Annotated in this window: 17 protein-coding genes and 1 pseudogene; 6 read left to right on the forward strand and 12 right to left on the reverse strand. The window is 61.4% G+C overall.

Features of this window, described 5'->3' with window-relative positions; all coding sequences use genetic code 11:
• Position 1 precedes the first annotated feature (1 nt).
• The 4 genes and pseudogenes from IRI77_RS36440 to IRI77_RS38805 all read left to right on the forward strand — a co-directional run.
• Positions 2 to 1480 carry a hypothetical protein gene (locus tag IRI77_RS36440; protein ID WP_194449831.1) on the forward strand — a complete coding sequence of 493 codons (1479 nt, stop codon included), beginning with the start codon at positions 2 to 4 and terminating at the stop codon, positions 1478 to 1480.
• Between the two features lie 173 nt (positions 1481 to 1653).
• A complete protein-coding gene (locus IRI77_RS36445; protein ID WP_194449832.1) occupies positions 1654 to 2646 on the forward strand; it encodes an ABC transporter substrate-binding protein in 993 nt (330 codons plus the stop codon).
• A 32-nt stretch (positions 2647 to 2678) separates the two neighbouring features.
• Positions 2679 to 3482 carry an ABC transporter permease gene (locus IRI77_RS36450; protein WP_194449833.1) on the forward strand — a complete coding sequence of 268 codons (804 nt, stop codon included), beginning with the start codon at positions 2679 to 2681 and terminating at the stop codon, positions 3480 to 3482.
• Positions 3479 to 4027, forward strand: a pseudogene (locus IRI77_RS38805) (ATP-binding cassette domain-containing protein); the annotation flags it as partial. The gene IRI77_RS36450 and the pseudogene IRI77_RS38805, both read left to right, overlap by 4 nt.
• Positions 4028 to 4147: 120 nt before the next feature.
• Here the strand turns inward: IRI77_RS38805 and IRI77_RS38455 are convergent.
• Positions 4148 to 4270 (reverse strand): hypothetical protein, encoded by a 123-nt coding sequence (locus IRI77_RS38455; protein ID WP_267239362.1) that lies wholly within the window; start codon positions 4268 to 4270, stop codon positions 4148 to 4150.
• 782 nt (positions 4271 to 5052) lie between these two features.
• On the opposite strand from IRI77_RS38455, the gene IRI77_RS36460 reads away from it, so the two are divergent.
• Together IRI77_RS36460 and IRI77_RS36465 are read left to right on the forward strand one after the other, a co-directional pair.
• Entirely contained in the window at positions 5053 to 7572 is a 2520-nt protein-coding gene (locus IRI77_RS36460) for a methyltransferase domain-containing protein (protein WP_194449835.1), read from the forward strand.
• Positions 7562 to 8860, forward strand: a complete 1299-nt coding sequence (locus IRI77_RS36465; protein ID WP_194449836.1) for a hypothetical protein — start codon at positions 7562 to 7564, stop codon at positions 8858 to 8860. The genes IRI77_RS36460 and IRI77_RS36465 overlap by 11 nt, the downstream gene beginning before the upstream one ends.
• A 36-nt stretch (positions 8861 to 8896) precedes the next feature.
• On the opposite strand, the gene IRI77_RS38810 is transcribed toward IRI77_RS36465, so the two are convergent.
• The 11 genes from IRI77_RS38810 to IRI77_RS36520 form a co-directional block, all read right to left on the reverse strand.
• On the reverse strand, positions 8897 to 9301 hold the full coding sequence (locus IRI77_RS38810) for a DUF5131 family protein (RefSeq protein WP_194453923.1): 405 nt from the start codon (positions 9299 to 9301) through the stop codon (positions 8897 to 8899).
• 12 nt (positions 9302 to 9313) lie between these two features.
• The gene (locus IRI77_RS36475) at positions 9314 to 11182 is read right to left on the reverse strand and encodes a phage head spike fiber domain-containing protein (protein WP_194449837.1); all 1869 of its coding nucleotides are present in this window, start codon (positions 11180 to 11182) and stop codon (positions 9314 to 9316) included.
• Entirely contained in the window at positions 11175 to 14993 is a 3819-nt protein-coding gene (locus tag IRI77_RS36480; RefSeq protein ID WP_194449838.1) for a non-contractile tail sheath protein, read from the reverse strand. Before IRI77_RS36480 ends, IRI77_RS36475 begins: the two co-directional genes overlap by 8 nt.
• A complete protein-coding gene (locus tag IRI77_RS36485) occupies positions 14994 to 18851 on the reverse strand; it encodes a phage tail protein (protein ID WP_194449839.1) in 3858 nt (1285 codons plus the stop codon).
• A complete protein-coding gene (locus IRI77_RS36490) occupies positions 18848 to 19165 on the reverse strand; it encodes a hypothetical protein (RefSeq protein WP_194449840.1) in 318 nt (105 codons plus the stop codon). The genes IRI77_RS36485 and IRI77_RS36490 overlap by 4 nt, the downstream gene beginning before the upstream one ends.
• Positions 19165 to 19428: a phage fiber-tail adaptor protein gene (locus IRI77_RS36495; protein WP_194449841.1), complete on the reverse strand. Its 264-nt coding sequence runs from the start codon at positions 19426 to 19428 to the stop codon at positions 19165 to 19167. The genes IRI77_RS36490 and IRI77_RS36495 overlap by 1 nt, the downstream gene beginning before the upstream one ends.
• Positions 19425 to 19847 (reverse strand): hypothetical protein, encoded by a 423-nt coding sequence (locus tag IRI77_RS36500; protein WP_194449842.1) that lies wholly within the window; start codon positions 19845 to 19847, stop codon positions 19425 to 19427. The genes IRI77_RS36495 and IRI77_RS36500 overlap by 4 nt, the downstream gene beginning before the upstream one ends.
• 213 nt (positions 19848 to 20060) lie before the next feature.
• Positions 20061 to 21605, reverse strand: a complete 1545-nt coding sequence (locus tag IRI77_RS36505) for a hypothetical protein (protein WP_194449843.1) — start codon at positions 21603 to 21605, stop codon at positions 20061 to 20063.
• On the reverse strand, positions 21605 to 22024 hold the full coding sequence (locus tag IRI77_RS36510; RefSeq protein WP_194449844.1) for a hypothetical protein: 420 nt from the start codon (positions 22022 to 22024) through the stop codon (positions 21605 to 21607). The genes IRI77_RS36505 and IRI77_RS36510 overlap by 1 nt, the downstream gene beginning before the upstream one ends.
• Before the next feature lies 1 nt (position 22025).
• A complete protein-coding gene (locus IRI77_RS36515; protein ID WP_194449845.1) occupies positions 22026 to 22424 on the reverse strand; it encodes a phage tail fiber protein in 399 nt (132 codons plus the stop codon).
• 10 nt (positions 22425 to 22434) lie between these two features.
• Positions 22435 to 22836 carry a hypothetical protein gene (locus IRI77_RS36520; RefSeq protein ID WP_194449846.1) on the reverse strand — a complete coding sequence of 134 codons (402 nt, stop codon included), beginning with the start codon at positions 22834 to 22836 and terminating at the stop codon, positions 22435 to 22437.
• Between the last annotated feature and the right edge of the window lie 11 nt (positions 22837 to 22847).

Raw genomic sequence — 22847 nt, forward strand, 5'->3', positions numbered from 1 at the left:
CATGCAGCAGCGTTTCATCGGCATCATGATGCTGGTCGTGGCCGTCACAGGCAAAACGCCAGCGTGGGCGGGCGACAAGGGGCTGGAGAAAGCGTTACGCCAGACGTCCCCGCTGCCGCGCCCGATCGAGGTGCGCCGCCCGGTAGACGTCACGCTCGATCAGTTCCGCCAGCTTGTACTCGCTTATGGAATCCCCATGGGCTATGGACCGATCGTCATTGAGATCGACTACCTCGGGAATATCTCCATGAACGACAAGTACCCGAACGACATCGGTCAATACGCCCGCGACGTCCTGGCCAAGATCGGCGTGTTTCGCACCTTCCGCACCCTGCCGCAAGCCGCGGCTTCGACTGGTTCATCGGGGTTCGTACTGCCACAACTGCTGCGGGAGCGCGGGACGCCGCCGAAGCCAAACTTCCGTCTGGTGGGCTCAATCGTGGGCGCAGAACAGGTGGTGGTGAAGGGGCGTAACGGGCGTCTGGACGGTCAAGGGGGCGGCGGCCAGACCGCGACGAACGGCGGCGCTAGCTTCGATCGAGGCAGCACCGTGACTGCAATTACCATCGCGCTGACGCTAGAGACTTGGGATTCTCTGGACGTAGAGGGCGCGAGCGCTCGGTACCGCATCTTCGTCGAACAAACAGAGAGCAACCGGGGCGTGGATTTGTATGTGGGCGGGAACGGTTTCGGGTTGGGCTCCCGGTTGCGGATTACTCAAGACTCTTCAGACGCGATTTATGACTCGATGGCCGTGAATCTAATCCAAATCCTCGGTGCAGCCTTGAAACTCCCGGTCCATCGTATCGATTCGCAGTTCCGGCGCGATGCGGCTCTTGAGCAGCGTGTGCGGCAGGAGTTCGGCGGACTGACGGATCTGGAATTGGAGGACGAACTTCGTCGATTCATGCTGGTGGATGGGTTCAAGATTGGCAGGCAACCGGGACCCCTCCCTCCCGCTGACAAGGCCATGTTGATGCTGGAGATGCAGCACCGGGGCCTGCGCGTGGAGCGAGCCGGCATGATGGAGATGACGATGCAGTTCTGGCGGGGCCTCAATTATCAGGAGGCCGCAAACCGTGTGGCGGAAATACGCGTGGAGAATAACCTGAAAGCCCGTCAGAATCGGGAACAGGAGGCGATTCAACAGGCTGCGCTCAGGGTTGATCCACGCGAGTTCGGGTTCACTCCGGGATCACGCATTATCGTCGTCGATCTGTCCCGGATTGGCCGCCCGGACCTGCTGCAGCGGATCAGCGCAACGCTGCAGCGGTGTTCCATTTGCGGCGAGGTGCGCTGGCATCCGCAGAAGCCGCTGATTGGGTTGAACACGGCCATGAAGGAATCGGATGTCCAGTATCTGATGAACAGCACCCGTCTCCCGCTCGAGTTTGTCTGGTCGCACGTCGATTCGCCTCGGCTGCTGGTTGTTCCAGCGTCCGGAACTCCACAGCAGGGTGTATCAGCAGCGGCGAAGTAGCCGCGCCTGCGGCTGCTTCTCCTTGAGGCAAGGGCAGCGGCCTGATCCACAACCACATAACCTGTTTCACCTCTGATACTTGCGATGGCTTCAGCGCAATTCAGCGATCGATGGGCAGCCCTTGTTACGCTAGGCTAGTGTCGCTCAAACCAGACGTCGGCCCCGGAGGTCTCATGCAGAACAAGCGCAGAAGGCGTGTCGTGGTCTCGATTCTCACCTTCGCCGCCATCTTGGCGTTGGACGGATGTCAGAAGCCGGGCCCGCCCTCGGCTGCTTCAGCCCCGCTGGAATTGACAGTCAACTCGTGGGTAGGATGGGGACCCCTGTTCATAGCACAGGAGAAGGGCTTCTTCGATGGGCTGAACGTCGGGATCGCGTTCACTGAGGATGCCGGTGCCAGACGGTCTGCCATGTTGGCCGGCCAAGTGGACGGGTACGCGAGCAGCGTCGACAACCTCGCGATCGACGCGACCTTCGGGGTGACAGGCAAGACTGTGATGTGCTTCGATGAATCCGCCGGCGCAGATGGTATAGTCGCGCGGCAGAACATAACTTGGGCAAACCTAAAAGGACATAAAGTTGCGGTACAGAAAGGTCTCCCCGGACACTTCCTGCTCTTGACTGCACTCGCGAAGCATGGACTCAAACCAGACGAAGTAGCGATCCTGGACCTGGACGCCGACAAGGCGGGGAGCGGGTTCGTGTCTGGAACCCTAGATGTCGCGGTAACTTGGGAGCCGTGGATTTCCAAAGCTGCCGGAATGACAGGCGGGAAAAAACTCCTAACAACCGCTGAAATGCCGGGGACGATCGTCGACACGCTTGTAATGAGGGACGAAGTCCTGTTATCTCGAAGGGCCGACGTTAAGAAGGTTATTGATGGGTGGTTTAAGGCGTTGGAATGGTACAAGACGCAACCTGACGAAGGCAATCGCATCATCGGAGCCGCGTACAAACTTAAGCCGGAAGAGGTAAAGGACATTGTCGCCGGAATCCGCTTTTACGACCTTGCCAAGAACCGGGAATACATGGTTGGTTCGCCTGCGGGCACAGCTCCGATCTTCAAGGTATTCGATCAGGCCTCCTCACTTTGGAAGGAGGCGGGTGTCACGAGCACCACGGTCCCTGCGCAGCGTTACATCGACTCATCCCTGATAGTGCCTTGAGCTAATCTTCCAATCCAAAGAGGTCTTGGTTTATGCGCTCTTCACGTTGGGTCATCGGTTTCGCTGGGCTTCTCTTCATTTGGTGGGTTGGTGCTGAGTGGGTGTCGAAGGCTAGACAGCACGATCTGCCCAAGACCACCATCACCCGCCTTTACCCGCGTCCCGCTCAAGTAGCTGCGGCTGCGTTGGAATTGCCATTCTCAGACGTGCTTCATAACATCACTGTCAGTAGCTTCCGCGTGCTGGCCGGGTTCCTGCTGGCCGCGGTTGTCGCTGTGCCGTTAGGTTTTATCTTTGGCAGGCTCAGGACGGTCGCAGGCGCTTTTGAGCCGGTGAACGACTTCATTCGGTACCTGCCTGTAGCAGGCTTCAGCACCCTCGCCATTTTCTTGCTCGGTACTGGAGACGCCAGCGCTGTACTGGTCGTGTTCCTAGGTACAGCGTTTCATCTCGTTGTTGCTAACACCGACGCCGTTAGGCGCGTGCCGACGGTGTACTTCGATCTCGGCCGCACAAAGGGCCTTAGCCGGTCGCAGTTGATACGGCGCATCCTCATTCCAGCCGCAGCACCCGCTATATGGGACAATCTGCGGATTTCGGTCGGATGGGCGTGGAGCTACGTAACCCTTGCCGAAATCATGGGTAGCGAAGGCGGCCTTGGCCACGCGATCGAGGTGTCCCGAAGGTATATACGCACGGATCAAGTTCTCGTTTGGATTACAATTGTCGGGCTGCTGGGCGTACTGTCCGATGTGGTGATGCGGTTTGCTGGTCACAGGATGTTCGGCTGGGCGTATGCTCTGTCGGCTATCGACCAGAAGGCGAGGAGAACATGAGCAGTCACTGGCTGGCTGGCGGAAGTCCTTCACGCCGAAAAGGAACGGCTATTTCTCTCTCTGGGGTCTCTAAACAGTACCCCTTGCCTGGTGGCGGCAATTTGGTCGTCTTCTCGAAGCTGGACCTTCGCATTGATGCCGGTAGTTTCACTGCGTTCCTCGGGCCGTCGGGTTGTGGGAAGTCCACGCTACTAAGACTGATTTCTGGGCTTGAACTGCCCGATAGCGGAACCATCAGTGTGGAGACTGCTAGCGATGGAGTCGGACGGCGAGCCGGCCTCATGCACCAAAGGTTTCCAACGTTGCCGTGGCTGACGGTGGCGGAAAACGTAGGACTCGGAATGAATCCCGAGAACAACAATATCGCTCAGGGCATACGTACTGCGGCGCCGATCGCGCAAGAGAGGGCCAACTACTATCTAGGGCGCGTCGGCTTGTTCGGCTGGCAGGACGCTCGCCCGCCAGAACTGGATCTAAGCGGCGGGATGCTGCAGAGGCTCGCGTTGGCCAGCACCCTTGCTATGGACCCTGATCCGGTACTACTCGACGAACCGCTGGGAGCGCTGGACGCGCTCACACGAAGAGAACTCCAGTCGCTTATCCGTGAGCTCCATGAGACTGAGGGTGGAACGTATCTCATTGTCACCCATGATGTCGACGAGGCCCTAGCCGTTGCGGATCGTGTTGTTGTACTCGGGCCAGCTGGGATTGGTGTGCTCTACGACAGTCAGACTGCCAGCCGACCGCTTGACCGAGAGAGTCTCGTCCGACTCCTCCGCAGCACCCATTTGACGTTTGCTGCGGGCACGTGGAGCGGCTATGTGCCCGTTCAAAAGACATCGATGCGTCAGGGCACCAAGGCCTACGAGTTCTGGCCCGGGTTAAGCGACGAAGACCGGCTCACCGCACTTCGATCAGGCCGCGCTCACGGAGCATTCTTAACCATTCAAGCGCTCGCAACGCTAGAACACCGGCTGCAAGACCTTGACCTCAAAGTCGTTCACGCATTCTCTCGACCGACGACGTCGGCGATCTGCGAGCACGTGCTTTTGCACCCGCGGGCCCGATCTAGGTCAAGTTTACAGTGGTTGCTTCCTGGCGATGGATTGGAGGCGGCAATTGTAAGAAGGTTGGATCCAACGGCCTTCCCGTCTCGCGTTGCCATGAAGGACAGTCGCTCTGCGTGTATCGCGGCAGTCGCCGACGGGGAAGCAGACGCATGTATCGCCGACTTGGGATTCGCGCGCCGCCTGCTTAGCATGTGGCAATGGTTTCGCCTCGAGAGGCGCCCCCTGCCTGCCACGATCTGGCAGGATCTGTGGACACTCCTCGTCATACCGCAAGCACAGATCGAGATACTTGGAGACGCTGTGGGACGGACCGTTCGGCGGCTTGCGCGAGATGCCGCTGCGGTTCCTGCCGTAGCTGCTGCGAAAGTGCACTATCCGAGCTTTGAAGAGAGCCAGCGCCTTCTTCGAGACGGAGTCCTCCACGAGGCATTTCGTAACTGGAATGGCCGTTGCTTTCCAGCCGTACAAGATGGCGATTCCCTGGGTGAGATAAGAGCGAAATGACAATTCAGCCAAAACAGAAGCCTTCACCGGTCGCGTTGCACGATGGAACAAGCGCACGCGCTGCCAAGGCAGCGATAGACGCCGTGCGCATAGAACGCCCAGATGAGTTTCGACGAGTATTCCTGAATGAACACGGTAACTCCATTGAAGCTTGGGACAAGCAGGACGGGAACGTAAAAACCCTGGTCGATATTGGGTTGCTGGAACAACTACCAGATGGGAAGTGGCGGTGCCCCTTTCTGCTCACAACATGGGAGGATCACTACTACCTAAGCGACTGGCCCGGCGGAGAGCAGGACTTCGATGAGTTCGAAGTGTTCTGTCCTCACGTCGAAACTCGATTCTTCAGCAACCTTTGCCAGGCGCGCCCCGGGGATTACGTCCTGGATCTTGGGACTGGCAGCGGAATCCTGCTGATTGAAGCAGCTAGGCGCGGTGCTCGAGGACTTGGCATCGACATCTCCTTGCGCGCATTGGATTTCGCCCGAGCGAACGCACAACTAAATGGTCTTGCTGATCGTGTGAGGTTTGATCGCGGAGACATTACCGACCCGGCTCAGTACCAATCGTGGGGGTCTCCCAATCTCGTTATCTGCAATCCTCCTTTCGAGCCTGTACCTGACGATCTCGGCTTCCCTCGCCGTCCGCTCCACTCGGCGGCAGGACCGACCGGGGACGGCCCGACGCGAGCCATACTCGCTGCTCTTCGCTCGTGGTCGCACCGCCCAGATCTCTTTCAGTTCGTGCTGTTTTCACTGGGATCCGCCCCGGAAGCGGAGAACGAGCCAGACCATATCTTCTTGACGGAACCGTTGCGACGAGCCGCCGGAGATCTAGGCTGCATGCTGGAACTGCGGGAACTGCTGCGACCACTGAAGATCGATGATTACTTGGTGTTGAACTTCCGTCGCGGTACAAATGACGCTGAAGCGTGGCGGAAGCGTATGTCATCTGCAGGACTTGGGACATTGCATCTTCTCTTTGCGAATCTGTATGCCTGCCCTGGCTCGTCGAGAGGGGGGGTGCCAACGACGCGCTGGACACGACACCGCAATACCTTCCCGGAAGACGTGTGTTTCGTTTGGCCCCTTGGTGTCACGAGTCGAAGTCGTGGGTCCGACGGCGCCGCTGAAGGGGACTTCATTCGGGAGCACCTGAATTCACTAATTGTGGCGAAGGAAAAGTCGATGGAGGGGCAGACTATTGATCTTCGACTTGACGACGTTAGGATTCAATCGTACCTCCGTGACATCATCTCCGACGGCACCCTTTACGGGAGGCTCCGGCCGTTAGTAATCCTGGATATTCCGAAGCCGGCTGCGGGTGACAACGGCTCGGAGGTCGGCCTCCTTACGATCGCGGGCGACGATGTAGTCCGGTTTGAAAAATGTGATGATCGGAAGTTGGAGGAGACACTCGGGACAATTGTTAGCGGCCGAGTGTTCACGATGAGTGCAGACGTGAGGGTGCCCGACGCCACAAGCCCAGACTTTATCCGCACATGCATCGATTCCATGGATGTCAGCAAACTAGCTTCCCTCAGACACTGGTCGGGATCGACCTTTCAGCGCTTTGTTGTGATTAGCTCAGCATTCCAACCGTTGACCCCCCTGCAACAATTGTTCTTTGCCCACTTTCTGTCGGAGCTTGCGGCCGCAGCGATTCGGGAACGGGCACGAACCAAGGAAGTGCTCGCTGATGCGTCTTTTATGCTTGGACACGATCTCAAGAACCGCCTTGGAACCCTTCCGATGCAGGCTCTGATCGATAGCCTCTGGGCAGGGGATACGGCCGGCGCTCGTTCGCAGGCCCTTCGGTTGGATCGAGAAGTTGATTCGCTTTATTGCATCGGCTCTCTATTCTCGGTCCTGGCTAAATCGACTGAAGGTTGCTTACCCCTGGAGTGGCTCGCACCTAAGTTTCGGTCTGGTTGGCCGCGCTCGTTCAGCCAATCTGATCTGAGGGAACTCGGCGCAGCATTCGGACAGCTTGCTGCCGAGGCGATATTAGCTGTGGATCGTGATAACGAACTTGCGATCACCATGATCGACGCTGATGGTCCGCATGTCATCCGTGCGGAACATAGGAATCCCATTTCTCGCTTTTCGCCATTCAACGCCGAGGCCGAGCAGGAAATCCCGGCCGCCGCGTTCTTAGCTGGTTTGGCTGAACTCTGCCGAAATGCCGCGCGCGCGGTACTGAACCCGTCAAAGCGTGAATTCTTTATGCGCGCCCATGGCGGCCTGAAGATTGAATACGAAGTGTCTACGGACAGTGCCAGTAGGTCAGTGACAGTCACAGTGTGGAATCCGTTCGTTGGGAAACTACAGAAGGTTACCTCTCTGGATCGGATTCAGAACGTTTATCGCGAGTTTGGCGATGCCATTCGGCTGGAGGCGCCCGTAATCGTCGACGCGAATCCCCACAGGCCCGGACCAGGGCAGTATGCAATGTCCTCGTGCACATTCTATCCGGCACGCTTGAACTTCAGGAGGAAAACGGCACATGAAGGGTAGACGCTTGAAGCTCTTTGTTATCAATGACGAGTGGGACTTCGCCAAACCTGATTCTGACTTGATCGAGGTTGTCACCTTAGACGAAGGCCTTGTCGGCAAGAAGACTGACTGCCTACAGTCTTGGCACCAACATATGAGATTGTGGGGAACCGGCACGCCGCCGGAGTTTGATGTGCTGCTGATAGACATCAAATTTGAGATCGATGACACGGACCCGGAGTACCATGCTGAGTCGCAGACGAACATTAATCCTTATGGCCTCCTGCACGCGCTGCCGTTCGTGGCGCGTCAGGGTCTTACGCGGTGGCCCTTTGTCTGGTCGCTACATAGTGGCGATCCAGGATCCGTAGCCAATGATCCTGTGGCGATATTCGCCTTCGGGCTGCTGTGCGCAATGGAGCGTAGGTCTGAGATTGTGTGGAATGAGCGCACGCAAGAGGAGGAGACTTGGCGATGGGACGGCTATGAACTCGCAGCGATCCCGGAGTACTTCTCGCGGTGGATCCCGAGTGCTCCGAAGGGGAATCCGAAGGCCGTTTGGCCCCAGTTGGTTGACAGATATCGCAGTAAGCTTATTGAGAGCGTCGCATGTGGAGACATCCGAATTGCTACTCGGGAACTTGACCGGCTGTTGGCTGCCGCCCAGTCGAAGCAGGCGGCTGAGATTCGATTGTTGGACGAAGGTTCATTGTCGTTGAAGCGGGGGTATCGCGAAGATTCCATCGCATTACCCTCGCTATTCGCAGATGTTTTGCAGCCAAAAGGTGTTCGGTGGAGCAACGGGGGCGACACCTCCATTGTTGCGAAGTACCTCGCCGACCTAAAAGGGGCGTCAACCGTGGACGACGCCACGTTTCTATATAGCAAGGTGTGTGAGATTCGACAAGCGCTGGGTCCTGCCTTCGAGAAGTTTGATGAGGTAGTAACGGACAACAGTTCAGCTGGGCTCAGCTACACTCGCCTGCTCGGCCAGCGATCGCCGGAGAAGGTCGCGGTGGCATTGTTCTTGTGTTGGTGGCTTGATCTCGATTACTACACCCGCCCGAAGCGAACGGCAGATCTAATCAAGTACTGCGGACTCAGGAAAGACTACAACTCTCTAATCGGTCCCTTGGATAAAGCTGGCTTCGGCCGGAGGCCGCAGGTATTCCTCGATTCCCTGGGAACCGTGCCGCTGGAAGATCCGCTCTACAGAGAGGTCGGCGAACTTCATCAGCGAGAAGTGATGAAAACAGGCCTCCGAACGGAGGAGTGGTGTCCGTCGTGCCTGCTGGTTGAAGAGGAGTAGGAGTTACTGTAGTCCTCCGGAGGAGTGTGGCTATCTTCAATCCAGAACTGGCAGTTCTGTGCCCGGCGGATCAACTTCGATCGGGGGCAGAAGCCGTCCAGGCGTTGGTTGCCATGTCCAGCAGGACCCATTGTCTTCGACCAAATAGGGCCGAGTTCCGGCGCGCCTGGCCGCAGTCTGTTTGAAGAAGAAGGCGATGCTTTGCGAGACGCATGAATCGCGGATCTGCCGACCCCACGCGTCGTCGCACGCCCGGAATCCCCTCCCGGACTCACCGCCGACAATCACCTGATCAGTGCCCGTCAGATCGAGAAACCCCAGGGGGCCGAGGAGAGGCCCCGCGCTAACAAAGGCTAAGCTAGGGTTATCTCCTGGGCCAGAATAGGGCGAACACGAGTAGGGTGACTGAAAACCGCTGACGAGTGGATGGGAGTTGGTCAGTCAATCGTCGTGTCAAGGGCTAGAGTACAGGAGGATATACCCCAAAGTGACGCCGGCGCTATTCTTCACCTTGATCACGCCTGACCAGCCAGTTGGGTTGGAAGCCTCCATAAGTTCGGCGAAACGGTAGCCGTTGCCGGAGCCGCCAGCAAGGATTAGTTCGCCGTTGGCGGTGAGTTCAAGGAGGGTGCTGTCGGCGAGGTTGGAGCCGGGGCCAGTGACCTTGATGGGAGAGGTTGTGTTGTCCGAGGCGGCGATGACGATCGGGCCGACGGCGACGCCGGAGGCCATGTGCGGCGTTTGGGAGGTCCAAGTACGAGCGTAGGCTTTCTGCGCGTCGGCCCCTTGCTGGAGGCATGCGCCCCAAAGGTTGATGTCGCCCGTGGTCCAGTCGTCGCCATTGCCGGCGAACTGGCGGGCGACGATCCACAGGCCGGTCTGGCCGCTCGCCAGCGTGCCGGTGACATTGAAGCGCTGCCAGGAGGTCGTCAGGGTCACCTGTGTGGGACCGGCGAGGTAGGCCGCATAGGCGTTGTTGACGATGGCCAGTGAGATCTTGCGCGTGCCGGAGAGGACGCGGGCCCAGATGTAGAAGGTGTAGGTTCCGCCGTCTGTGAGGCCTGCGACCTGCTGCTGGATGACGGGCGTCGTCGTGACGGCGATAACCGCATCCGCAGTGTGGTTGCCGTCCGGCGCGATGATGGCGCTCGAGGTGACGGAGCACGAGCCGCCGTTCTTGTCCCACGCGGCTGCGGCGAAGTTCTCAGAGTGCTTCGCCATGTTCTCCAGCGGGCCGCCGATCGTTTGGTGTGGACCGCAGTCGACGGGCCCGGTGAAGTGGTCACCGGCGCGGTCGGCGGGGACGTAGCCGAGGGCATTCGTGATTTCTCCCGCGACGGGCGGCGCCGCGTTCACGATGACACTAACGCGGTCGTTGGTCGGATCGTCGGCCGCGCTTATCGTAACGCGCGTGCCTTCGACCAGATTGATGGCGCGGCGCGTGCCGATATCGGTCCCGTCCTTCTGGACCTTCACTGGTAACTCGCCGCTCACGATGTCGCTGGCGGTGTGGGTGTGCTCCGGTAGATCGGCCGCCGCGATGCTTGCTCCTGCGGTCACCCGGCCCTTGGCATCGACTGTTACCTTCGGATACGCGCCCGGCGAGGCACCGGAGGGCGGCAACGAGAGCACACCCGACTCGACAGCGAGGCCGCCGGCTGGATCAACCTGCACGATCCCCTTGCTCGCGTAGCCGGCGTCCGGATAGGAGAAAGCGCCGAACGTCTGCCCGGGCGCGAAATCGACGATGGCGTCCATGGCGAGATGATTCTGCGCGTTCAGAGCCATGCCGAGGTCGCCCGAGTCATCGGCCCGCCGCCATTTCACGCCGCCGGTGTTCGGCAGACGGACGAGGCCGGTGCCGGACTTCGCCCCGGATCCAAATTGAGCGCCATCCTGAAAGGTCTTGTTGCCGGTCACGACCTGGTCGCCGGCTGAGCGGACGTAGTTGCGCGCGGAAACCGCGCCGAGCTCGTTCTCGATGGCCAGAACCGCGGACTGGAGCGCCGTCAAGAAGCCGGAAACCATGTTGGCCCGGACGGTGGAACCGTTCTGGTGCACGGCGGCGGCGGTTCCGAAGGCGCCGCGGATGCAGCCGGTGAACTGATTCGCGGTCTTTGCCGCGTAGATGATGAGCTCGTCGTCGATTGAGAGAATGCCGTAGGTGTCGGCGAAGCCCATAGAGGTGGATGCCACGCTGATCGTCGAGTCGCCGGCACCGATCGCGTTGGTGGCCGTGGTTTCCAGCGGCTTCGATTGGAAGGCGTCCACCGGCGTGAACAGGCTCGAGGCGTCGTCGATCGCGGTCGGGAACTTAGGCATTGAGGCCCCTCTTGTTGCAGGCGAATCGGTTGAGTGCACCGTCAGCCGAGGGCGCGAAAGGCACTGCCAGGATGAGGGGCTCGGCGCGCACCGCCCGCGGCTTGTGGTAGATCGCGCTCTGCGGCGTCCGGCCAGTGAGTGCTGTCAGTGGCACCGGCCTGCTGTTCAGGGCGAACTGGTCAAACGCCCAGAAACACAGCGACCCGATCTCGGTCTGGGTCCACATGGAGTACGCATGCAGGAGCGGCGGATCCGGCACCCCGTAGATTCCAGCCAGGTACATGCACTCGCCGCCTGGGCGGCCCAGTTCCAGTGGGAATCGCATCGTCTGCTTCATCAACGACGTGTTCTTCTGCCAGACGTCGTAATCGAAGCCCTCGCAGCGGAAGTACTTGACGCCGTACCCGGAGTTCTTCCACTGCTCCGGCAGATTGACGTGCATGTTGAGGCGGCGGAAGCCGGGGTCGGGTGCAGGCTTGCCTTGGTTGGCATCGAGCGGCCACAGGCACTCGAAGACGGCGGTCGGATGATAGAGGCGCACGTAGGCGATGACCTCGGCGCAGTATTCCCAAATCCGGTCGCGCAGGAAGTCGGCGGCCTGCCTGTCGTCTTCCGGATTGTCCGTGTTTGCCGCAAAGTGATGGAGCGAGCGCCCGAATTGGGCGAGGAAGTCTGCTTTGGTCCCCTCGTCGTAGAAAGGCATCCCGGTGGAGTTCGGGAAGTACCACCATTGCGTCTCGCCGAATTGCAGGACGATCGGCAGCCCGGCAGCCGCGAGTTGGTCCGCGCACTCCTTGTACATCTGCTTCAAGTACGCCCGGACGCGCGAGCCGAAATGCATCTGCGTGGACGGTACCGGAAGATCGACGGGGGCGCCGTCCCAGTAGCGCGCCGCCATTGCCGCGGGCGGGCGGTAGCACTCCATGGAAAAGGCGAAGCTCGCTGGGATGCCGGCCTGACAGAACTGCGTTGCCAGGTCGCGAATCCAGTTGCGCACGCCCTGCGTCATGACAGGCGAGATTGTGTCGATCATCTCCCAATCGCCCTCGGCCCCAGGCGTGGACAGGCTCGGCGCGCCCTGAAGAACGGTGAGGTTTGCGCTGGTGTCGATGGTGAAGACGTAGCCGGGCGCGCGCGAGCAGATGCTGATCGTGCCGCCGCTGCTAGTGCACCACACGCCGGGGAAAGTCACGTTCAGCATGGCGCGAAGCTGCGCCGCGACGTCGCCGTCTCCAAGCCCGGCGCCCGGCGCGAAGTAGAGAGTCGTACCGGAGACGTTGATCCAGAACGGATCATCAGGGGCCCACGAGCCGACCTGCAGCGTGCAATTCGGGTAGGTCGCCTCGACACGCCGGCGTTTGTTGTTCCAGAAGACGCCCATGTAGACGTCGGCATGGCCGCGGAAACCGAGTTTATCGAGGTGCCACACGTGCCAGGCGGGCGGCTTCTTGTACCCGTGGTCCGTGTCGAAATCAATTGCCAGCGAGACGTTTTCGTATGTCTGCGGTGCCTCCGGCACGTCTTGAGGAATCAACGGCCAGAGGTAGTCGTAGTAGAAGTAATAGCCGGAGCTGCTCGGGTTCTTGTCGAACAGCGCCGTAATCTGGACCGTGTGGGAGCCGGGCGAGATGCCACCGCCGATCTTCTTCATCGCGGCGAGCCCGTTGTAGTCGTTGAGGCAGAGATCGAAGACCTGCGGCGCACCGCCATCGATGACGACCTGGATCTTGCCGGCGCTCGTTCCGAGCCACGTCCCCACATAGAGGTCATGGATGGCGTCGCGCTGATAGGTGACGGTGACGCTGCGGAGATCATCGGCGGCGGACGGCGCACAGCGCCTCGCGTGGCCGCCGCTCCACCAGCCCGCGCCATACGGCGCCTCCTCCCAATACCCGGCGTAGGTCGCGTACTTCGACTCCTCCATCCGGTCGTTTTCGCTGGGACCTCCGACCTGCAACGCGGTGGGCCCGGACAGAGTGATGTTCGAGATCGAGACCTGCCACTCCACATCCGATCGCGTGCCGGTGATGGTTGAGATCCACTGGACCGGTGTGCCTGCCGCCCACGCCTGCGAAATGGAGGAGTCCTCGCCGCGGCGCACCAGGATGCGGTAGTACCAGGAACCTGGCTCCTCGGGATCGGGCTTCACCAAGCCGAAGTTGGCCAGGCACGTGATGCGCTCTTCCGAAGCCGCACTGCCGACGTAGTATTTGGTGCCTCCTGACATCGCGGCGGCCTCGGCGAGTTGCCATTCCTCCTGAGTTCCTGCCAGAGATGCAGCCACGGCCTGAAGCAGAAGCCCTCCGTTCGCCAGGCCATACTCCACATCCTCGAAACGCGGCGCGAACGTCATGTGGATCTTCACGATGTCCGTCGCCGGCACGGCCACCAGCGACTGCCGGTCGCCGTTCTTGAAGCCAGTCAGTGTGCCGAAGGGGAATTGAAAACGGTACGTCCTGTCGCTGCGCGCGCCCTGAATCATGCTGGCTGACGACGATGCCCCGTCTGGGAGACTGACGATGACGTTGTCCCCGTTCACTGACTGCCGAACCGGAATCCCGTTTGCCTCGCGGCCGGACTGCCCAAGTGCTCCAGCAAGCACCGCCGTCATCGTGAATCCGGTCTTCGTGGTGCCGAACGCACCGCCGAGAAGGGTCAGTGCGTTGGGCTGCTCGCCGTAGTCCGGCAATGAACTGTCGATCATGCGTTGTTTCAGAACGCGCCCGAAGTGCCGAGATCGCGGAAGAACGCGGCACGTGATCGGGAACTTCGTGCCGAGATGCATCTGTTTGAAATTGGCTGTGAAAGTACCTTGGCCCACCGAGAGCACCTTCACCACCTCGTCGCGATCAGTGCCGATGTCGATGCCGACGTAGTCACCCGGCATGATCTCTGCCGAAGAATTCACCTTGGCGGTCACGATGCCGGGCTCGCGAAGGGCCACGAGGACGGCTGGCCCGGAACCGTCCGAACTGCTCACTCTGACTGGGCCGACGACGCCGGCTTCAAGCGCCACCGTGATGACGTTGCCGCTGGCCGAGGCGGTCACATCCCAACTGGAGATATCCAGCATCGAGGCCAGGCGCGAGGCGATGTCCGCCGAGTCGGTGGCGCCGCTCTCCTTGATGCCAAAGCCGTAGCCGTTCGCATACAGCCAATGCCAATATTCGGAATCGTCCTGCCACCAGATCGTCTGCTCACACGACGTCAGGTAGGGCTGCCCGATGTCGCTTTTGAGTTGCGTCTCCAGGCCACAGTAGTCGATGGCTTCGACCGAGTTGCAGGACCACCGTGTCCCCATGAAGTAGACATAGGCGGCGTCGGTGAGGCCCGGCGTGGGCCCGCCGATGAGCGCATCCAAATCCTCAGCCTCCTTATCCTCAAGGCCGATCTGGAATGAGCCGGGCGTGAAGCCGCCGGAGAGGACCGTGCAGTGGGCCATCAGCGGGACTTCGTAGATGTCGCCGTTGCCGGTGGTGACCGTCAACTTGTCCCACCCGACCGATGGGTACTTCACGCAGTCCGGCCGGACGTTGCCTTCCTCCCCATTCACCGGCAGCACTTGCATGTCGAACTGCAAGGTGACGCCGGAGACGTCGGTGACCGGCAGCGGCTTCAGACGAAGGTGATTGTAGTAGTCGTAGGCGCTGAAAAATTGGACGTTGGCGAAGTCCTCGGCCGCCTGAAAGATGCCGGAGATCTGGAAGCCAGTCTCGGTAGCGTCATGGATAGTGGTGGTGGCGGCCTTCCCGCTGAAGCCCTGCAGTTGGACAGTCCTGCGGGGATCGAACATGTGGATCGGCTCGGGCATCTACGTTTGAATCACCACGGTCAGATCGGATCCGGGATTGGGGGAGGCCACTGGCCGGATGTCGAAGGAGAGGTTGTAGCCTTCACGCAACACCGGCGTGGGCCAGACCGCCGGACTGAGCTTGGTTCCTGCCGGGTGGTCCTTCCTCACCACGGCAGTGAAGGTCTGGTTCGGCGGATCGAGGCTCTGGATGTAGACGTACTCCTCGTTGGGCCCGCCGAAGTCGAAGAACACGAAGTCGAACTCGACCAGGCCGGTGGTGGTGCCATCGTAGGACGCGGTGGAAATCACCTGCGCGTCGGGGCTGGCCACGATGTCCTGGGTGTTGATGAGCCCGTAGTCGCGGTATGGCAGCCGGCGAGACTCCGGTGGCCCGAAGCCTCCGGCCAGCAGGTGATCATAGGTCGTCTTGAAGGGAGTGCCCACGTTCTGCGCGATTCCCATCTTCTCGAGGGTCAGCCACGTGTCGCCGCCATCGGCTGAATACTTTACGCGCAGCCCGCATGAACCGTCGCTGGTGCCGGTCTGCAAGTAGGCAAAGATGCAGCGGATCGACGCCGGGTCGTGCACGCGCATCGGGATCGGCACATCATCCTGAGCCGCAAGCGCACTGGGCATCTGGAAGGTGTAGGCGCCGCCCGAGCAGGTTCGCTCACCCGGCATCAGGGGTTCGTTGTGGTGCGATAGCGGAATGACCGTGAACGGCCCGTAGCCGAAGTGGTTCGCGACGCTCACAACGGCGGCCACGATGCACGCCGAGGGCAGCTTCGCCTCAATGCGCGCGGGCAGTCCAGGCGTGCGGAAGAAGCCCTTCTTCACGCTGTAAGTGAAGGTCTTCAGGTCGAGCTTGTAGAACTTGACGCCAGCCTGGTGTGCGCAACGCAGAGTGCCGAAGGTCGCCTGGCCATCGGGCACTCCGGGATAGGCCCGCTGGAATTGGAACTCACCCGTAGGGACGACATCGCCCACGTCGCCCGGGCCGACGATTTGGGCGCACTCGTAAGACCGGCGGCCGCTGTGGTCCGGGTCGGTCGCCTCATCGTTGATGATGACGAAATCCCCGACACGGAACGCACGGGCCGTGTTCTGATTGACCGTGCAGTCGACTGTGAGCGGATCGGTTGCGGCGTTCACATCCCCGTCGAACATCGCCCAGAGGTCCGTGGTCAGCTCATCCACGTAGTAGAGGGAAAGCGCAACTTCCTCCGCGCTGACGATGTTCGCGTTGCCGGAGGCGTCCGGTTGCACCTCGATGTTTTCGAGGGCAAACGACCCGTAGTCGCTGAGCATGGGCGTCGCCGTCACCAAGCCGGGCACACCGGTGTCGATCAGAACCTCCTGCGGCACGGGAGACGCAACGACGTCGGCGGGTTTCGGCCCAGCAACCAGGTCGTACATGGAATCCGTGGTCGTCCGACCCTGGATGTCGATCGAGTAATCCTTGTTAAGGCGCCACGAGGTGACGCGAAACTCCCCGGAGCTACCGGGCATGTCCGGATGCGTCATCGAGCAGACCGTCCCCGGCTCGGTGTTGAGGGCCAGCACGGTGGTCCGGAATGACAACTGGCGCGCGGCCTTCCATTCCGCCGGCGACGTGCCGCCCAACTCCTCTCGCAGACGCACGCTGATGATTCGCGCCGCCTGCGACTTGGACGCCGTCCCGGAGAGGTTCACGTTGGACTTCAGGAACAATGGGCCTGCGGCGCCGCCAATCTGCGAAGCGTAGTCAATGTCGTAGACCGTGACCGAGTTGTTGACGAACTGGTAATCCTGGTCGGCGAAGTTGGCGGTGAGGTGGTTGAAGCTCGGCTTCAGCGGCGCCAGCTGCAGCGAGTTGAATAGGATATTGCCGACTGTGAATGCCTCGGCGGCCGACGAGTTCTCGCGGATGCCGAGCTTCAGCTTGCCGAAGGCAAAAGTGTAGTAGCCGAGGCCGTTCATCAACGCTTCCTGCAGCCAGTCGCGCAGGGGCTTCTCCTCCTGCAGCACGCCTCGGAACTTGAACTGCGTCTCGCTCCCCGGTCCGACTAGCGCGGTGACCGACTTGTCGCAAATGGCGGCGGCGTCAATGGCGGCCTGCACATCGAACAGGCTCTCCGCCAGGTCGAGTTGCTGCGTGGTGGCACCCGCGCCCAGGCGTAGGCCGCGCGCACGGAAGAGCATGTTGATGGCGATCCAGACGGGATTGGTCAGAGGCGGGCCGTACACGCGGACGCCGAGTGAGGTCCACACCCAGCCGCTCATGCCTGATTGCACGTTGGCGATCATGGCGTGGTCGCCGGGCTTCGACAGTTGCAGGCCCTTGGCGTCGCTACGCCGGATTACGACGAACGCGGTCCCGGCGGCGAAGCTGTCCTTGTAGGTGGAGTTGCCGGAGAAGACCTTGCGCCAGTCGCCGCCGGTGGTGTTGCCGGATTGATCCAACGAGAAGAAGTCCGTGGCGCCGGCGGGATCGGCGCCGAGGCACTGGCGCAGGCCATAGTTGTTCGTCGGATAGCCGTGGTGTGCCTGACCGTCAAGCGTACTTCCGACGAACGTCTCAGCGGTGCCGTCGTTGTCGAGATCCTCGTAGTGCGCTGGCGTGAACGCACCGAGCGGCCCCTCGCCGACGATTCCCATGGCTTCATAGAAGTCGCTCTCATCCCGACCTGCCGCCACTTTGCAGTTCACCGGCATCTCGCCGTCGGTGTAGATCTCGGGCACGACCTGGTCGTAGATCGAATCCGCAATGAGAGAAACGCTGGTGAGGCTGGACCGCCCGAACCCCCAGACGCCTGTGGAGTTGTCCTTGATCCGAACGCCTTGCGGCTCGGCGATGAGCCCGCCGTAGTAGCGCTTCATGCCGTGGGCGAGGCAGCCGTTGTCGGTCTCGTAGCCTTTGTCGCATTTCGCCGCGTCGGAAGTCGGGAAGTGAACCAGGTCCAGCGCTCCCGCTGACGCGTAAGGGCAGGCCTGCGAGTTGAAGGGCTTCCAGCAGGTGCGGGAGATCTTCCGCGTCGGATAGGGCAGATTCAGTTCATAGAGGCCATCGGCCGCCGTGACTTTGAATTCCGGACCGGCGTCGAGCGACCAGTTGACGATGTCGCCCCTCCAGAGATCGAGCTTGATCCCAGCGCCGACGTGGTAAAGCGAGAACTCAATGGACGCGCGGAACAGGTCGACGTCATTCGCGAGATCCCGCATAACGCGATCAGCGTTGCCGAAGGTGAAGGCGGCATCGTCGGCCTCGTTGCCCATCGCCTGGGAGATACCGTCGAAGTCGACCAGCCGCGGCAGGTACAATTGCGAGCCGATGGTGCAGCGCCGATCAGAGACATAGATGGCGGGATAGCCACTCTGCAGAGGCTGGATCCTGATGAGCGGGATGACCTGCTGGACTTGAGAGAGCAGCGCATCTTGCAGTGCCTGGGGTGGGAACCGGGTGACGGTCGAGCTGAGCGGATACGTCGGATTGGACGCGGGGATCTCGACAAGGGTCACGCCGACCGTGCAGGCCCAATCGGCGACCATCTCCCAGGAGAGCGGCTCGTTAGCGAACCGGCAGGTGCACGCAGTCGTGCCGGTTCCGTCATCGTGCGGCGCGTTGTAGGTGAACGCCCCGTAAGGCCCGTACTTCGACTCCCAGAAGTTGCGCAACGCCAGTCTGTCGGAATCCCGCAGCCATGCCCGCCGCACGATGAAACTCCGGGCGCCGGCGCCGAGCAGGAAGCGTTGCTCGATCTTGGCATTCCCGGTGCCGAACTGATGCACCACGACCTGCCGCCGCTGAGCGCGGCCATGCGGGAGGTCCGACACGATGGGGAAGACGCCGGATGGCGCGATTTCCGGAACCGCAATGCTGCCGATGAAGTCGCTCATGCGGTGAGAGGCTGCTTGGGTTGAAATTCGAGATGCAGGTGATCCGCCTCGAGGACGACGTCGAAATCGCCGCCAAGCGCGGCGCGGATCTTCGCGACCAGTGCCTGGAGTTTCTCCGCGGGGACATTGTTGGTGCGGAGGTCCGCCGCAGAGCCCGCGTAGTGGAATGAACCGACCGAATGCTTGCCTTCGATGCAGGACGTGACCATCAGTTCGCAGCCGGCTTCTGCGTAGGCGCGTTCTGCCGCAAGGATGGCGAGCAGAATTTCCGGCCGCACGCCAGTGATGCGGACTCCTGGTTTCAGCGACAACATTAGCGTTCCTCCACTCGAATCGTCATCGTGCGGTCCTCGGTGCGGCCACCGGTCGTTGTGATCCGGTTCGTTACCGCGTAGTTCTGGCCCGCCGCCCCGCCTGAGAGCCATACCGTTGCCTTGGTCGTCGTGTTGGTATTGTTCGCCTTCGCCAATCCAACCGGTACGATCCACTCACTGGTCGCGATCTCGTCGCCGGCGAGCCACCGGGACCAGTCCACCGAGTAGTCGAGGATGGCACTTGGGTCTTTCGCGAATGTCATGCGTCGATGCTCCTGGTCTCCGCCGGCACCGCAACGGTCCGGTCCTCTGCGGCTGGCACCAGCGCGCGATCCTCGTGACGCGCAAAGAGGGTGCGAACCTCGGCCCCTAAAACCAGAGTCCGGGGCTCTCGACGGATGGAGAGGATCCGGTTCGCCGGCGTCACGTACGCGGACAGTAGGGCGCCAACGATCTCCGACCAACCCGCAGCGACGCCAGACAGCCCGCGCCGGCCAACCAGCCGCCCTAACAGGATTGCCGTACCAGTCGCCTGTGCCGCCAGCGGTTGCACACGGGCGAACCGTGCGCCAAGGGTGGCCAACCCTGCGACGGTCCCATGGAACCCGCGGATTGCAGCCAAGCGGGCGGACGTCTGGGCGAACGCCGCCGCCATTGCCGTCAGGGCACGAACTGCCCCCATCGAACCGGCAGTGTTTCCCTGGCCGCCCGCTGTCCCGGCCAAGGCCAAGAGTCGCGCGAGCCTGCCACTGGCCTCCCCCGACCCACTCGCCGGTCCGGCCATGAACCTCACGACCGCGAGGCGGCCATCACCCGTGGACTGGCCGATTACCGTTCCAACCAGAGGGTTGACCCGCGCCCCACGGCGAAGCAGCAACAGGAGCGACATGAAGCCCTACTTCTGGACGGCCATCTCGAAAACCTCCGCGCCGCCCATGCGTTGGAGCAGGATGAACACGAGCTTCGTCGCACCGTCAACGAACATCGCCGTCGCCATGCGCTGCCCCACCGCTGCGGTCCCTTGTGGGTATCGCACGTAGAAGGCAGGACTGAGGACCCGGTTCTTCACGTCGAACTTCAGGCAGCGTTGACCGCCGTTGTAATTGATGAAGGCGAAGCGCCCATTGCCGGTGTAGGGATCGGGCGTGATCGTGCATCCTGTCGTGAACAAGACGCCACCGGAACCCCCATAGGCGACCGCTCCAGTCCACAAGCCATTGGCACCGCCCGCGATATCGAACAGGTCCAGGGTTGCCACGTTGCCGCCACGGAAGCTGAAGATATAGCTGTGACGCGCCTGCTTTGCCGCATCCGGTCGCATGAAGAACGACGGGCAGGACACGCAGCCGGCGCCCATCGCGGCAGGGCGTACACCGAACGTCGTCGTGTCCCACGTGTTCGCCGTGATGTTGTAGGTGAACGTGCTGGTGCTTGCGGAAGACCACAGCAGGATCCTGTCGCCGTTGTTCTCGATGACGAACTTCGCGTTCGCCGACGGCGTCACCGTCCAGGCCGAAACCGTGTAAACCGGCGACGCGCCCGCCGTGTGGGACGTGATGTTTCTGCGCTGTCCGACAGCGGTTGGATTTACGGTGTCCTCCACGATGCGGATTTGGAAGTTGCGGTACTCGTTCGCCAGCACGGCCGCGTCACCGCTGGCAGCCTGTCCCGTGATGGTGCTCGCCGTGGCAGCCGTCGCCGTCAACTGGCCGAAGTAGCCGTCACCGGGATTAGCGTCGAAGGGAAGGTAGGACTCGTCCAGCCCGACGAAGCTGGAGTCGGTGTTGATGGTGGCTGGCAGGCTCGCTGTCGCGAGGTTGCCGGAGAACGAGTTCGTGGCGAGGTCGTAGTACTTCCAGACGCCCGCCGCCAGAGTGCCAGCCCCCAGCAGGTACAGGCGTCCAGAGAGGATCTCGTAGGCGTCGCCGGCGGCAGGGGCGAACGACAGTGGCGAGTCCAGATAGAGCGTCGGCGTGGTCCCGCCTGTGTTGCCGACGATGTACCGCTCCTCCGCCTTGCCTGATCCGCCCGCGCTATTGCCGATGATCCGGATCTTGTGGCCGTTGCTGTTCCCCTTGTTTGCGAGCTGGTTCGGCGCAACGGCAGCGGGAAGTGCAGTGCTGAGAACGACGCTCGAGGTGGTTGCTCCGCCGGCGAGCGTTCCGCGGGGGCCCTGCGACGGCATCATCACCGCTCCCGCGCCCGCGCCAAACGTGCCGGCCAACCCGGGGGAAGCCAACGAAAACCAGTCGTCATCTTCCACGTCGTAGGCGTGCAGGCCGGTGTTGCTCGCCAGCAGAAACACATAGGCGCCGCGGTCGCTGTTGTTGCGAAGCCCGGCCACCAGTTGAGTGCCCGCACCAGAAACGACCGGAGCGTTGGCAATCGGCCGCCACTCGGGGAGATCCACAAGCGGCTTGAAAGCGAGAGTTGTGGGCATTAGCTGATCCTCTGGCGCACGGAGTTGTTCCACAGATTGCGGTCGGTGGGTTTGAGAAGCACATCCAAGATAGGAAATCCTCCCATCTGGGTCTGGTTCGTCACTGTGCTCACCGTCGTGACGGTAGAGACAGTGGCGAGCGTAAGACTCGCGGTGACCGCGTCGAGGAGAACGCGCAGGCGCCCCGTTCCGGGATCCTGCGAGATCGGTCGGGTAATGGCCTCCAGGATCGCGTACAGCGCAGCGTTGAGGTCAGCGAGGCTCACTTCCTGCGTGCCGTCGGCACGGACGCTGGCGTGGTTTTCCGATCCCTCTGCCCCATCCGTGAGTTTGAACCTCTGGTAGTGGCGACCGGCGGCGACTTGGTCGGTGGCGACGGTTGCACCAGAGCCGGGCGAGATGTCGATGTTGTCCGCCATGTCAGTCCTCTTTCACGACCAGCGATCCCGGCGCGAACTGCCCGTAGTCATCCTGTTCCACGGTTTTCGGCGTCGGGAGCACGTCCCAGTACAGGAGCGCCCCGCTCGTTTCCGCGTCGAAGATCCCGAATGCAACTGCCTGGAGCCAAGCTGAACTTGATGGCCCGAAGGAGATGTTGCTGGTGTTCGAGATCTTCCGAACGTTGCCCGTATCAGTTGCGGGCGCACCAAACGTGGCCGCCTGGCGTTGGTAGCCGTTGCCGGCGAGTTCCGTGCCTGCGCCGGCGTCGTTGGCGGGCGCCGCCGAAAAGAGACCGACGAAGGGCGAAATGCCATTCACGGTCGTGCCGCGCAGCAGGTTCAAGACCGCGTCGGTGTGTGTTTGCGATTTGCCCGGCATGCTGAATCCTTCAGGCCAACTCGATCAGTTCGAGGGAGACATCGGCGCGACCGAGTCCAACCGACTGGCTCCACTCGCTGTCAAAACGCACTGTGTACCTGCCCGCCGTCGCCTGGCCGGTCGGGTCATGCGAGAACTTCGGGCTCGTCTCATAGGGGTCATAGAAGTAGAACGGCTCGGTAGCGCCTCTTCGGGCGTCATAGAAATCACGCAACGCCTCGAGCGCTGTGGGCGATAGCCGTTTTGCCAGCCGCCAACGCTTCCGGCTTGTCGTCGACTGCACGGACCGCTGGGATTCGCCGTTCCGGTATTCGTTCTCAATGATCGGGTATTCCTGCAACCGCGCAAACGCGCGGCACATGGATTGCGGAAGCACCGTGGCGGGTGCGGCGTTCTGGACGGAACCTGGCATGTTCGATTGGC

It is taken from the genome of Paludibaculum fermentans, assembly GCF_015277775.1.
Lineage (GTDB): Bacteria > Acidobacteriota > Terriglobia > Bryobacterales > Bryobacteraceae > Paludibaculum > Paludibaculum fermentans.

Excerpts from the sequence above, each read along its gene's own strand:
- IRI77_RS36460 (WP_194449835.1), top strand. The coding sequence starts at position 5,053 with ATGACAATTCAGCCAAAACAGAAGCCTTCACCGGTCGCGTTGCACGAT.
- IRI77_RS36480 (WP_194449838.1), bottom strand. The coding sequence starts at position 14,993 with ATGCCCGAGCCGATCCACATGTTCGATCCCCGCAGGACTGTCCAACTG.
- IRI77_RS36515 (WP_194449845.1), bottom strand. The coding sequence starts at position 22,424 with ATGCCGGGCAAATCGCAAACACACACCGACGCGGTCTTGAACCTGCTG.
- IRI77_RS36485 (WP_194449839.1), bottom strand. The coding sequence starts at position 18,851 with ATGAGCGACTTCATCGGCAGCATTGCGGTTCCGGAAATCGCGCCATCC.
- IRI77_RS36440 (WP_194449831.1), top strand. The coding sequence starts at position 2 with ATGCAGCAGCGTTTCATCGGCATCATGATGCTGGTCGTGGCCGTCACA.
- IRI77_RS36505 (WP_194449843.1), bottom strand. The coding sequence starts at position 21,605 with ATGCCCACAACTCTCGCTTTCAAGCCGCTTGTGGATCTCCCCGAGTGG.
- IRI77_RS38455 (WP_267239362.1), bottom strand. The coding sequence starts at position 4,270 with ATGGGTGCTGCGGAGGAGTCGGACGAGACTCTCTCGGTCAAGCGGTCG.
- IRI77_RS36490 (WP_194449840.1), bottom strand. The coding sequence starts at position 19,165 with ATGTTGTCGCTGAAACCAGGAGTCCGCATCACTGGCGTGCGGCCGGAA.
- IRI77_RS36520 (WP_194449846.1), bottom strand. The coding sequence starts at position 22,836 with ATGCCAGGTTCCGTCCAGAACGCCGCACCCGCCACGGTGCTTCCGCAA.
- IRI77_RS36450 (WP_194449833.1), top strand. The coding sequence starts at position 2,679 with ATGCGCTCTTCACGTTGGGTCATCGGTTTCGCTGGGCTTCTCTTCATT.
- IRI77_RS36465 (WP_194449836.1), top strand. The coding sequence starts at position 7,562 with ATGAAGGGTAGACGCTTGAAGCTCTTTGTTATCAATGACGAGTGGGAC.
- IRI77_RS36510 (WP_194449844.1), bottom strand. The coding sequence starts at position 22,024 with ATGGCGGACAACATCGACATCTCGCCCGGCTCTGGTGCAACCGTCGCC.
- IRI77_RS36445 (WP_194449832.1), top strand. The coding sequence starts at position 1,654 with ATGCAGAACAAGCGCAGAAGGCGTGTCGTGGTCTCGATTCTCACCTTC.
- IRI77_RS36500 (WP_194449842.1), bottom strand. The coding sequence starts at position 19,847 with ATGGGGGCAGTTCGTGCCCTGACGGCAATGGCGGCGGCGTTCGCCCAG.
- IRI77_RS36495 (WP_194449841.1), bottom strand. The coding sequence starts at position 19,428 with ATGACATTCGCGAAAGACCCAAGTGCCATCCTCGACTACTCGGTGGAC.
- IRI77_RS36475 (WP_194449837.1), bottom strand. The coding sequence starts at position 11,182 with ATGCCTAAGTTCCCGACCGCGATCGACGACGCCTCGAGCCTGTTCACG.